Raw genomic sequence first — 11,251 nt, 5'->3', positions numbered from 1 at the left:
CTGCGCAAGCTCAAGCACCCCAGCCGAAGCCGCAAGCTGCGCTCGTTCCTGGATCAATAGGGGGGGCAAGGGATGGCGTGGTTCTCGAAACTCTTTGGCGGCGCGCAAAGCGATGCGCCGCCACCCGAGGACTACAAGGGTTTCGCCATCACGCCCCAGCCCCAGAAAGACGCAGGCGGCTGGCGCATCTCGGCGCTGATCGAAAAGGGCGGCAAGTCCCATACGATGATCCGCGCGGATGTTCTCAATAGCGAAGAGGCGGCCATGACCGCCTCGGTCGGCAAGGCCCGGCAGGTCATCGACGAACAGGGCGAGCGGATTTTTGGCTGACGGTCTGATGCAGGCCAGCTTCACGATCCAGACCCGCGGTGCCGGACTCTATGACTTCACGGATCAGCTGCGTGACTGGGTCAAGGGCGCGGGCCTGCTGACCTTGTTCGTCCAGCACACCTCGGCCAGCCTGCTGATACAGGAAAACGCCGACCCCGAAGTGCAGACCGATCTTCAGACTTTCTTCGCGCGTCTGGTCCCGCCCGCGACCGATCCGCGCATGGCCTATCTGACCCATACCTACGAGGGACCGGACGATATGCCCGCCCATATCAAGGCCTCGCTTTTGCCGACGCATCTGAGTATCCCGGTCAGCGGTGGGAAAATGGCGCTTGGCACATGGCAGGGCATCTATCTGTTCGAGCACCGCGACCGGCCCCACACCCGCCGCGTCGCCGCGCATCTGGCCTGAAAACCGAGTCTCTTCTGCAACGTTTGGGACCGCCGGAAAGCGGGTCCTATTTGCACACTACCCAAACAGAGTTCCCCTACATATAGTGCCTCTGGACAAGTCGGGTGGCCGAGGTGGGCGCGTCCGCAACCAACAGTATGAGGAGCCGCCATGCGTTGCCCGTTTTGTGGAAATGTCGACACTCAGGTGAAAGACAGCCGCCCTGCCGAAGATCATGTCGCGATCCGCAGACGGCGCTTTTGCCCGGCCTGCGGTGGGCGCTTTACCACATATGAACGGGTCCAGTTGCGAGACCTCGTCGTGATCAAATCCAACGGCCGCCGTGAAGAGTTCGACCGCCAGAAACTCGAACGCTCGATCCGGATCGCCCTGCAAAAGCGCCCGGCCGAGCCCGAGCGCGTGGACCAGATGATCAGCGGCATCGTGCGCCGTCTGGAAAGCCTCGGCGATACGGATGTGCCATCCGGCACCATCGGTGAGATCGTGATGGAAAGCCTCGCGCGGATCGACACGGTCGCTTATGTGCGTTTTGCCAGCGTCTACAAGAACTTTCAGGCCGCCGATGACTTTGACAAATTCGTCAGCGAGCTGCGCCCAAATGCGGGCGGCGACGGGGACGAGTGAGCCTTCAATCCGATGAACGCTTTATGGCGCTTGCCCTGTCGCTGGGGCGGCGCGGCATGGGCCGTGTTTGGCCGAACCCGGCTGTCGGTTGCGTCATCGTCAGGGATGGCATCGTTGTCGGGCGCGGCTGGACTGCAGAGGGTGGCCGCCCCCATGCCGAACCGCAGGCGCTGGCGCAGGCCGGTGCCGCGGCAGGCGGTGCAACGGCCTATGTGACGCTGGAACCTTGCGCCCATCACGGGCAGACACCGCCCTGTGCCGAGGCCTTGATCAAGGCGGGTGTCGCCCGTGTCGTGGTCGCCCTGACCGATCCCGACCCGCGCGTCGATGGCGGCGGCATCCGGATGTTGCGGCAGGCGGGGATTGCGGTGACTGCGGGTGTCGGGGCGGCACAGGCGCAGCGGGATCACGCGGGCTTCCTGCTCCGGGTCACGCAAGGGCGGCCCTTCGTGACGCTGAAGCTTGCCGGCACGCTGGACGGGCGGATTGCGACCGCAACGGGCGAGAGCCAGTGGATCACAGGACCCGGCGCGCGCCGCGCGGTTCATCTGATGCGCGCGCGCCATGATGCGGTCATGGTGGGGGCAGGGACAGTGCGGGCCGATGATCCGTCGCTGACCGTTCGGGGCCTTGGGATCGATCGCCAGCCGGTGCGGGTCGTGGTCTCGCGCGCGATGAAGCTGTCCGCCGATGCCCAGCTTGCGCGGACGGCACGGGATGCGCCGGTCTGGCTGTGCCATGGACAAGAGGCGGATGTCGCCCCATGGACCGCACAAGGGGCCATCAGCCTGCCTTGCGCGACCCAGTCAGGGCAGGTCGATCCGCTGTCTGCGATGCAGGCCCTTGCCGCGCGCGGGATCACGCGCGTTTTCTGCGAGGGTGGCGGGATGCTGGCCGCGTCATTGCTGAACGCAGGGCTGGTCGATGAGCTTGTGGTCTTCTCGGCGGGTGTGGCGATCGGGGCCGAAGGCACGCCGATGCTGGCGGCGATGGGGGTGGACAGGCTTGGCCTCGCGCCCCGTTTCCAGCTTGCCGATGTCACCCGACTGGGTGGCGATATCTGCCACGTCTGGCGGCGGTCACCTGCGCCATAGGTAGGCATAGCCTGCCAGCAGCCCCTGCAGTTTCGCCAGCATCCGGTTCCCGCGCGGGGGCGGCGGGATGTCATCGTTCGCGATGCGGTCGACGATCACCTCGGGCGGGCAGGGCAGGCGGGTCACGGGATCGAAGTAGCGCGGATAGGCGATCAGCGCCCCATGCACAAGTGCTGGCAGGTCCAGCCTTGCGGCGCGGCGTGGGATCGGCATGGCGCGGTCGTCGGTCAGCCCCCAGCCTGCATAGAAGGGCATCCCCAGACAGGTGACGGGTTTGCCCCGCAAAAGCGCCTCGAACCCCAGCAGCGAGGTCATGGTCCAGACCTCGTCCACCGCCTCGATGGCGGCGATGGGGTCCGCATCCCGCAAGACGACATCGGCAAGGGTCTCGGCATCGGCGACCTTGCCCGGGCGCAGACCCGCCGCCACGTCCGGATGCGGCTTGTAGATGATCCGCGCTGCCGGATTGGCCTTGCGCACCGCTTGCAGCAGGGCGGTATTGGTTGTCACCTCTGACGCGCCAAGCCTGATCGAGGCGTCATCGGCGACCTGCCCCGGCACAAGGATCCTGCGTCCTTCGGGCAGATCAGGCAGGGCGTCGCCGGTCAGGTTGTATTTGGAAAGCCCCGCCTCGGTGATCCGCGCGATCAGGGCCGCGGCACGGGCGCGTTCGGCCGCGGTCAAAGACGCGCTGTCGTTCAGGATGTTTTCCAACCGGCTTGGCCGGGTCGCATCGTAATAAATCCCCACGTCATCCAGCACGAGGCTCAGCGGCGCGATCAGATCGGCCCCCAACCCGCGCGAGCGCAGGAAACCGTCCTCGACCAGCACGGCCCCCGTGCCGCCCTTGCCGGCCCAGCGCATCACGGGACGAAGACCGCCCGGCTTGGCGGTGCCAAAGCGCACCGGTTTGACGCTGCCGAAGACCTGTTGCAGGGGGTTGCGTTTCCACAGCCGCATCTCTTCGGCCTGCCAGCCGTGACGGTCCTCGCGCCATGCACGGGTCAGGACGGTCAGGGTCGCCAGCGCCTCTTCGAAGGTGCAAAGCCGGTCGTGGTATGGGTCGAACCACCTTGGATAAAGCAGCATCGCCCCTGCGAAAAGCTGCGCCCGCGTCAGGGTCCTCTGCCGCCTTTGCAGCGGTTTGCGGTCTTCGGTCAGCCCCCAGCCGATATAGAAGGGTTGCCCCAGAACGACCGGTTTGTGCCCTGCGAGTATCGCCTCGAACCCCAGTTGCGAACTGACGGTATAGACGGCAACGGCGCCTTCGAACAGGACCCAAGGCGAGACGGGCGCATCGCAGATCGTGATCCTTTCGTTTTCATCGGCCTTGGTGAAATACCCCTCGCGATGACCGGCGGCCGTTTCGGGGTGGGTCTTGATGATCACGCGCGCGCCGGGATGTTCGGTCAGGGCAAAGAACAGCATCTCGCGGAACGAATTGCTGTCGCAACCGCTGGCGCGGATCGCGGCATCCTTGCGCGTCTGGTCGATCACAAGGACATAGCCCGGTTCGGGTGGGGGCAGCGCGGGATCGTGCGTGTTGTATTTCGAGATCTGGTGCTTGCGCATCATCTCGATCCCGGCGCGGGCGCGGTCCAGCAGGGCGGTATCGTCCAGCGGGTCCTCTGTCAGGATGGTTTCAAGGTCCGAGCGTGTCGCGGGATCGAAATGCACGCCGTTGCGGTCGATGTTCAGCCCGATCGGCGGGTCACCGTCCCGTCCCAGCCCGACCGAGCGCAGAAAACTGTCCTCAACACGGATGACGCCGGCGCCGCGCCTGTCAGCCACGGCCTCGCCGCGCGGGGCGGTGGGGCTGTGCCCCCAGACGCCGACCAGATCACCCGCGCCCGGCGCGCCAAGCCTGATGTCGTAGCCCGCCAGACCCAGGATGCGCCGCACCCGCCCCTGGGTCAGGAAGCCGCCGTTATAGACATAGAGATTCTGGCTTTGCCCGTCGGTCATGCCGCCAAGCTACCGTCAGCCCCGCCCACCGACAACGCGGATGTCGTGCGACCTTGTCTCGGCCTTGCCGGCCAGCCCGTCATAGGGCGCAAGCGGATGAAGCATCATATCGGTGACCATCCGCAGCAATTGTCGGCGCCCTGCGCGGGAATAGAAGCCACCGGGCACCTGACTGGTCTCCAGCAGGAAGCGGCGGTAGTCGCGATAGGCCTTGGCGTCGGGGCGACGGGGATCGGCGTAGAAGGCGGCCAGAGGCTGGTCGGAAATGAACTCGGGCTTGTTGTAGACCGCCGTGCCGAAAGTCTTGAGCGGCATCCCCCGCCACAGAACCTGCTGGCCTGCCGTCGAATTCACCGTCACCGCCGACCGCGCCTGATCGAGGATCTGCGCCAGCTTGCCGCCGCGCAGATAATGGACACGGCCCCCGATCCCATGCGCCGCCGCCGCCTGCCGGATCAAACGGCGCAGCGGCGCCTTGCCGTTTTCCAGAGGGTGCGCCTTGAAGACCAGATGATGATGCGCGGGCGCGCCCGAGGCGAAGCCTTTCACGATCAGGCTGATGAACTCTTCCATCTGCGAAAAAGGCGAGTGCGCCTGAAAGCTTGCGTCATGTTCAAGCTGCAACAGGGCGATATGATAGGGATAGCCGCCAGCCTTGATGCGACTTGTGCGCCACTGCCGTTCGAGGGCAAGGAACGGCATCAACACCAGCCGCTTTGTATAAAGTGCGGCCTCGGTTCTGACGGGCAGGGCGCGATGGGTGCGGAACGACGGATAGCGCCAGTTCCAGAACATGACGAACCAGTGATAGGCCGCGCCGTAGAAGATGTGTTGCCGCATGTCGCCCCATTGCGCGGGCGGCGTCGGCATGTCGATATCGGACTGCGCAAGACGGTCCCGCATGTCTGCCACGCTAAGGTCCATCAGGGCCGAGTGCCCGTTGCTGCCGTCCCGTTCATAGGTGACCCAATAGGGCCGCATGTAACCCTCTTCGAAGACGTGGACGCGGATACCGGCGGCACGCGCCTGTCGCACCGCCTCGGCGTGGACGGGGCGGGTGTCGCCGTAAAGGACGATATCGGTCACGGCTTTCGTGCGCAGAAGGTCCGCAAGCCTGCCCGGCCAGTCATCAGGCGCGCCCCGATAAGGCAGGTAGCCCTCTGACGGCCACCAGAAGGCACGGTCACCGGCGTTGAAACCGACGCGCCAGACAGTCGCACCGGTTTTGCGCAACATCTTGGCCAATTGCCGGAAGAATGGCCCATGCGGGCCCTGCAGGAAAAGAAAGATGCGCTTGTCAGCCATGGCTGCCTGTACTTGGTTCACTACTCGTTACGCTGCCTTCCTGACGGGAATATGGCGCACTGGCAAGGACCGCGGCTTGTCGCGCCGCAATGGAAGGTCTAGGTCTGGGCCGTAACGCAACGGGGTGAAGATCATGTTTACCGGTATTGTGACTGACATCGGCAAGGTTCTGGAGCTTGAAAAGCGCGGTGATCTGCGCGCAAGGATCGGAACCGGCTACGATGTGGGGGGGATCGATATCGGTGCCTCGATCGCCTGCGATGGTGTGTGCCTGACGGTCGTCGCACTGGGCACCGCGCCGCAGAACTGGTTCGACGTCGAGATTTCAGCCGAAAGTGTCGGCCTGACGAACATCGGCGACTGGCAGGTCGGCTCGCGCATCAATCTGGAACGCGCGCTGAAGGTCGGGGACGAATTGGGCGGGCACATCGTCTCGGGCCATGTGGATGGCGTGGCCGAGGTGATCGCCATGAAAGACGAGGGCGACAGCACCAGGGTGTCCTTCCGCGCGCCCGACGCGCTGGCGAAATTCATCGCGCCCAAGGGATCGGTCGCCTTGAACGGCACATCGCTGACGGTGAACGAGGTTGACGGTGCCACCTTCGGCATCAACTTCATCCCGCATACCAAAGTGGCGACGACATGGGGCGATGTCGCCGTGGGCGACCGGATCAACCTCGAGATCGACACGATGGCGCGTTATGTCGCGCGGCTGCGGGACTACGGATGATGGCAGGGATCGGTCATAACTCGGGTCAGGTGATCGCGGCGGGCCATAGCTGGCGCAAACACGTCTGGACCAGGGCGCGCGCCGACCTTCTGCCCAAGCTTCCCATCGAGGTGATCCGCCTGCGGGTCAATCGCGCCGCCGAACTGGGCCTGCACTACAAGACTTACGCGGGCATCCGTGCAAGCACCGGGCATGATCTGCTGGGGTTCCTGTTTTCCTCGAACGCCCTGCGCGTCCTGCGCGACGGCCAGCCGTTGCCTGCGGATCGCATCGCGATGCTGGGGCAACTGCGGAATGCGCGGCGCAGCGCCCTTGTGCATCCACCGGTGACAGTCGATCACATGGCGCGCATGGATGTGCTTGACCGCGCCTTCGCAGCCCCCGGCTTTGCCGACAGCTGGGCTGCGATGCGTGACAGGATCAAGACGATCGTGACTGCGGAAGGCGGACCTGCCGACAGGCTGGTGATGATCGGCGATACCGCTTTCGAACATGACTGGGCCGAAGCAGGGCGCATGGCGGGGTATCTCGGGGCGGATGCGTTCTTCGGCGCGCCGTCGGGCGGCACCTGACGCGACAAAGAGGCATACGCGCTTTCCAAATCCGGCAGGCTCGGCTATCTGGCCTGCAAAGCTGCATGCGGACGCAAACATGAACCAGAATTTCGAAAAACCGGGACCGGTCGAGCGTGACTGGTCCGATGCGATCAGTTCCACCGAAGAGATCATCGAGGACGCCCGCAATGGCCGGATGTTCATCCTCGTCGATCACGAAGACCGCGAGAACGAAGGCGATCTGGTGATCCCCGCCCAGATGGCGACGCCCGACGCGATCAACTTCATGGCCACCCATGGACGGGGGCTGATCTGTCTGACGCTGACCGGCCAGCGGATCGACGCGCTGGGGCTGCCGCTGATGGCCTCGCACAACTCGTCCCGGCACGAGACCGCCTTTACCGTCAGCATCGAGGCGCGCGAAGGCGTCAGCACCGGCATCTCGGCCCACGACCGCGCGCGCACCGTTGCCACGGCGATCGATGCCGCGAAGGGGGCCGCGGATATCGCCACCCCCGGCCATGTCTTTCCGCTGCGCGCCCGCGATGGCGGCGTGCTGGTGCGTGCGGGGCATACCGAGGCCGCGGTCGATATCAGCCGCCTTGCCGGATTGAACCCCTCGGGCGTGATCTGCGAGATCATGAAGGAAGACGGCGAAATGGCCCGCCTGCCGGATCTGATCGCCTTTGCGCAACGCCACGGCCTGAAGATCGGCACCATCAGTGACCTGATCGCCTATCGCCGCCGCCACGACAATCTGGTCCGCGTGCGTGAGACCAGCACCGTCAATTCCGAATTCGGCGGCGCGTGGGAAATGCGGATCTATACCGATGAAACCCAAGGGGCCGAGCATATCGCGCTGGTCAAAGGGGATATCACCACACCGGAACCGGTGCTGGTGCGGATGCACGCGCTCGACCCGCTGCTTGACGTGGTCGGGGTCGGCCCGCGCGGCCGCCGCAACGAATTCGGCGACGCGATGGAGCTGATCGCAAAGGAAGGGCGCGGCGCGCTGGTTCTGCTGCGAGACGTGCACATGAAACTTCATGCAGAGGGCGAGGCCTCGCCCCAGACCCTGCGCCAATACGGGCTGGGGGCGCAGATCCTGTCGTCGCTGGGGCTGCACAAGATCGAACTGCTGACGAACTCGCCCAAACCCAAGGTGGTCGGCCTCGATGCCTATGGGCTGGAAATCGTCGGCACCCGCAAAATCTCGGAGATCGGATAATGGCCGGACCCTCGCACCATATCATGCCGCTGCCGGACTTCGACAAGCCGGTGAAGATGCTGATCGTGGCTTCACCCTATTACAAGGACATTTCCGACCATCAGGTCGCAGGTGCCATCGCCGAGATCGAAAAGGCCGGTGCCAGCCATGACATCGTCAATGTCCCCGGCGCGCTGGAAATCCCCACGGCGATCGGCATCGCCGCGCGGATGAGCAACTTCGACGGCTATGTGGCCCTGGGCTGCGTGATCCGTGGCGAGACGACGCATTACGACACGGTCTGCAATGACAGCAGCCGCGCGATCCAGTTGCTGGGGCTGCAGGGGCTTTGCATCGGCAATGGCATCCTGACGGTCGAGACCTACGAACAGGCGGCCGTGCGCGCCGATCCGGCCCGGATGAACAAGGGCGGCGGGGCGGCAGCGGCGGCCTTGCACCTTATCGCGCTGGCCCGCAAATGGGGCACCGCGACCAAAGGCGTCGGGTTCACCCGCGATATCCTGATGGCTGGCGGCAGCGACGACACGGGCAAGGCATGACCCTTTCGAACAACCAGAAACGCCGGATGAAATCCGCCGCACGGCTCTATGCGGTGCAGGCCTTGTTTCAGATGGAGGCCTCGGGCCAGATGGTCGAGGGGGTCATGCGCGAGTTCGAGGACCATCGTTTCGGCGCCACCTATGAAGAGGGCGAGATGGCCGAAGGGGATGTCGACCTGTTCCGCGCGGTCATGGACAAGGCCGTCGACGAACAGGCCCGGATCGACCAGATGACGGACCGCGCGCTGGTGGCCAAATGGCCGATTGCGCGGATCGACCCGACGTGGCGCGCGCTCTTCCGTGCAGCCGGGGGCGAGCTGGTGCTAGGCGAGACGCCGCCGAAAGTCGTGATCAGCGAGTTCGTGGCGATTTCCGAGGCGTTCTCTTCCGACGGCAAGGAACCGAAGTTCGTCAACGCGGTGCTGGACCACATGGCCCGCGAAGCGCGACCCGAGGCGTTCGCATCGTGATCGCCACTTGCCGTCCGGCCAGTTGCGACTAATCTTCTGCCCATGACACACCGGCGCCCCGACACCACTGAACCGCGATTGATGCCGCTTTATCTGTGGCACTGTGCCATCGGGTTCATGCTGTCGGCGGTCTTTGTGGCCCTGCTGCTGGTCTTCGATGTCGCCGGTCTGGCCGGTTTGATCTTCGGATCGGATGTCGGGGTGCTGGCGGTTTTCCTGCTTTGGTTTTTCAACGGAACGGTCTTCGGCAGCGTCCAGTTCGCCATCGTCGTCATGACCCAGGCCGAGGATGGACCATCGCAGGATGACCATTCGGGCGGTCAGGGGGAACCGGTGCCTCTGCGCATCGACGCGGGGCGCAGCCCGAAACGCTTCTAGACTGCGGAAAGTGACGGGAACCACGGCGACCGTAGAGGTAACTTATCCCGAGGACCTGTTTTTACAGGTGGGCGCCAGGTAATCGAACCAAGGTCCGACCAGAGCCAGCTCCCTCGGATTTGCTTAAGGCCACTGGACATGTACCTATGGTATACGAGAAGCGCAGAACCCGTCGCCAAACAGGTAGGCGCGCAAAGCGCCAAGAGCAAGACCGCGCGTGATCTAATCTTCTTGATCTGTCCGCAAGAGCCAGCCGTTGCGACCAACGATCGAGGCCGGCGCATAGCCCATCAGAAGACGTTCAGCAAAACCGACAAAGACGAGGGCCATCGCCACATCGAAGAATGAAATCGTAGACAACACAGACATCAGACTCACCTTTCCACCTAACAGTTACGGTATGGTCGTGAAAGCGGACCAAAAATTGACGGTCCCAAGGCATTTCATCCCGCAACCGAAATATGTGGCGGATTCCGGACACATTTTTGATCGTTTTCGATTGGGGCCGGTTGAGGTGCACACGTAATCTATTGAATAGATTGTGTTATCTTTCGCCAACCGCGCGCGGCAGAGAACGCGCAGGATGCCCTAGCGGCAAAGAATATTGCTGTAGGACTGTCGTCCTGGCGAACATCGCAGGTTTCATCTTGCCATTTGTTCACGTATTGTTCAGGTTCATGACATGATCGAGACCGCGTCAAACGTCACATTGATGCCGGGCCAGTTGCTGGCGCGGGGCGTTTGCCGCGCTTTGCGGGGGCATGACTTCGTGACCGTCGAAGAACTGGTGCCGACGCCGGGATTGCGGGTCGATGTGATGGCGCTGGGTCCGAAGGCCGAAGTCTGGGTCGTGGAATGCAAATCCAGCCGTGTCGATTTTGCCTCGGATCACAAGTGGCAAGGCTATCTGGAATGGTGCGACCGGTTCTTCTGGGCGGTCGATGCCGACTTCCCGACCGATCTCTTGCCCGAAAGCTGCGGTCTGATCATCGCGGATGCCTATGACGCCGAGATCGTCAGAATGGGCGAGCAAAACAAGCTGTCACCGGCGCGGCGCAAGGTGATGTTGCAGAAATTCGCGCGCCATGCCGCGATCCGGGCGCAAGCGGCGCGAGATCCGGGGTTTCTCAGCGCTTTTTGACGCTGCGCGCGGCCATCGCAGCGGCGCGGATTTCTTCGGCGATCTCGTCCGCCTCTTCGGGATCGAAATCCATCGGGATTTCGACGCCGTTCGCCTCGACGAAGATCCGCACCATGCCCTGATCGGTCGGCCCGATCTGGAGGTTGGCCTCGATATCCTGTTCGCTGTTGATCCCCATGCGCGACCTCTTGCTTTGACTGCGCAGTCCTAGCGCGGGGTGCGCTTGATTGGCAAGGCTTTGGGTGCATCCTTGATCTGTCCATCCGCGCGTGCCCTTGCCGGTCATATGGCGGGGTCCGGGGCATTTCAGTTCTGAAAGACTTGCAATCGTTTTGCCCAAGCGCTAAACGCCCCCACGTGCCGCCTTAGCTCAGTTGGTTAGAGCGCTTGATTGTGGATCAAGAGGTCCCTGGTTCGAGACCAGGAGGTGGTACCACCTTCCCTCATTCACTGTGCATTTGGCCTATGCCGGTCTCTCCGG

The 11,251-nt window shown here is 63.8% G+C and carries 15 protein-coding genes and 1 tRNA gene; 12 read left to right on the top strand and 4 right to left on the bottom strand.

Features of this window, described 5'->3' with window-relative positions:
- Nucleotides 1-72 precede the first annotated feature (72 nt).
- The 4 genes from V7N12_RS07010 to ribD all read left to right on the top strand — a co-directional run bounded on the left by V7N12_RS07010 (nucleotide 73) and on the right by ribD (nucleotide 2,460).
- The gene (locus V7N12_RS07010; RefSeq protein WP_333713646.1) at nucleotides 73-330 is read left to right on the top strand and encodes an HlyU family transcriptional regulator; all 258 of its coding nucleotides are present in this window, start codon (nucleotides 73-75) and stop codon (nucleotides 328-330) included.
- Nucleotides 331-337: 7 nt separating this feature from the next.
- Nucleotides 338-742 carry a secondary thiamine-phosphate synthase enzyme YjbQ gene (locus V7N12_RS07005; protein ID WP_333713650.1) on the top strand — a complete coding sequence of 135 codons (405 nt, stop codon included), beginning with the start codon at nucleotides 338-340 and terminating at the stop codon, nucleotides 740-742.
- Between the two features lie 150 nt (nucleotides 743-892).
- On the top strand, nucleotides 893-1,366 hold the full coding sequence (nrdR, locus tag V7N12_RS07000; RefSeq protein ID WP_333713645.1) for a transcriptional regulator NrdR: 474 nt from the start codon (nucleotides 893-895) through the stop codon (nucleotides 1,364-1,366).
- Nucleotides 1,363-2,460, top strand: a complete 1,098-nt coding sequence (ribD, locus tag V7N12_RS06995) for a bifunctional diaminohydroxyphosphoribosylaminopyrimidine deaminase/5-amino-6-(5-phosphoribosylamino)uracil reductase RibD (protein WP_333713644.1) — start codon at nucleotides 1,363-1,365, stop codon at nucleotides 2,458-2,460. The genes nrdR and ribD overlap by 4 nt, the downstream gene beginning before the upstream one ends.
- On the opposite strand, the gene V7N12_RS06990 is transcribed toward ribD, so the two are convergent.
- On the bottom strand, nucleotides 2,446-4,425 hold the full coding sequence (locus tag V7N12_RS06990; RefSeq protein WP_333713643.1) for a capsular polysaccharide biosynthesis protein: 1,980 nt from the start codon (nucleotides 4,423-4,425) through the stop codon (nucleotides 2,446-2,448). The genes ribD and V7N12_RS06990 overlap by 15 nt on opposite strands.
- Before the next feature lie 15 nt (nucleotides 4,426-4,440).
- Entirely contained in the window at nucleotides 4,441-5,730 is a 1,290-nt protein-coding gene (locus tag V7N12_RS06985; RefSeq protein WP_333713642.1) for a capsule biosynthesis protein, read from the bottom strand.
- A gap of 133 nt (nucleotides 5,731-5,863) precedes the next feature.
- Here V7N12_RS06985 and V7N12_RS06980 point away from each other — a divergent pair, with 133 nt between their 5' ends.
- From V7N12_RS06980 to V7N12_RS06955, 6 genes are all read left to right on the top strand, one after another.
- Nucleotides 5,864-6,460 carry a riboflavin synthase gene (locus tag V7N12_RS06980; RefSeq protein WP_333713641.1) on the top strand — a complete coding sequence of 199 codons (597 nt, stop codon included), beginning with the start codon at nucleotides 5,864-5,866 and terminating at the stop codon, nucleotides 6,458-6,460.
- A complete protein-coding gene (locus tag V7N12_RS06975; protein WP_333713640.1) occupies nucleotides 6,457-7,032 on the top strand; it encodes a hypothetical protein in 576 nt (191 codons plus the stop codon). Before V7N12_RS06980 ends, V7N12_RS06975 begins: the two co-directional genes overlap by 4 nt.
- A 79-nt stretch (nucleotides 7,033-7,111) precedes the next feature.
- Nucleotides 7,112-8,242, top strand: coding sequence for a 3,4-dihydroxy-2-butanone-4-phosphate synthase (gene ribB / locus V7N12_RS06970; RefSeq protein WP_333713639.1), 1,131 nt, complete (start codon nucleotides 7,112-7,114; stop codon nucleotides 8,240-8,242).
- The gene (locus V7N12_RS06965; protein WP_333713638.1) at nucleotides 8,242-8,781 is read left to right on the top strand and encodes a 6,7-dimethyl-8-ribityllumazine synthase; all 540 of its coding nucleotides are present in this window, start codon (nucleotides 8,242-8,244) and stop codon (nucleotides 8,779-8,781) included. The genes ribB and V7N12_RS06965 overlap by 1 nt, the downstream gene beginning before the upstream one ends.
- On the top strand, nucleotides 8,778-9,251 hold the full coding sequence (gene nusB / locus V7N12_RS06960; RefSeq protein WP_333713637.1) for a transcription antitermination factor NusB: 474 nt from the start codon (nucleotides 8,778-8,780) through the stop codon (nucleotides 9,249-9,251). Before V7N12_RS06965 ends, nusB begins: the two co-directional genes overlap by 4 nt.
- Before the next feature lie 42 nt (nucleotides 9,252-9,293).
- Nucleotides 9,294-9,629, top strand: coding sequence for a hypothetical protein (locus V7N12_RS06955; protein WP_333713635.1), 336 nt, complete (start codon nucleotides 9,294-9,296; stop codon nucleotides 9,627-9,629).
- A 222-nt stretch (nucleotides 9,630-9,851) separates the two neighbouring features.
- Here the strand turns inward: V7N12_RS06955 and V7N12_RS06950 are convergent, their stop codons facing one another.
- The gene (locus V7N12_RS06950; protein ID WP_333713633.1) at nucleotides 9,852-9,998 is read right to left on the bottom strand and encodes a hypothetical protein; all 147 of its coding nucleotides are present in this window, start codon (nucleotides 9,996-9,998) and stop codon (nucleotides 9,852-9,854) included.
- A gap of 313 nt (nucleotides 9,999-10,311) precedes the next feature.
- Between V7N12_RS06950 and V7N12_RS06945 the strand changes: the two genes are divergently transcribed.
- Nucleotides 10,312-10,770, top strand: a complete 459-nt coding sequence (locus tag V7N12_RS06945; RefSeq protein ID WP_333713631.1) for an MmcB family DNA repair protein — start codon at nucleotides 10,312-10,314, stop codon at nucleotides 10,768-10,770.
- Here the strand turns inward: V7N12_RS06945 and V7N12_RS06940 are convergent.
- Nucleotides 10,757-10,948, bottom strand: a complete 192-nt coding sequence (locus V7N12_RS06940; protein WP_333713629.1) for a DUF6324 family protein — start codon at nucleotides 10,946-10,948, stop codon at nucleotides 10,757-10,759. The two genes, V7N12_RS06945 and V7N12_RS06940, sit on opposite strands and share 14 nt — an antisense overlap.
- A gap of 181 nt (nucleotides 10,949-11,129) precedes the next feature.
- Between V7N12_RS06940 and V7N12_RS06935 the strand changes: the two genes are divergently transcribed.
- Nucleotides 11,130-11,206, top strand: a tRNA-His gene (locus V7N12_RS06935).
- Nucleotides 11,207-11,251: the final 45 nt, after the last annotated feature.

This window comes from Yoonia sp., assembly GCF_036770585.1.
Classification (GTDB): Bacteria; Pseudomonadota; Alphaproteobacteria; order Rhodobacterales; family Rhodobacteraceae; genus Yoonia.
Note: the sequence above shows the minus strand (reverse complement) of the source record. Positions and strands in the feature narration are given on the sequence as shown.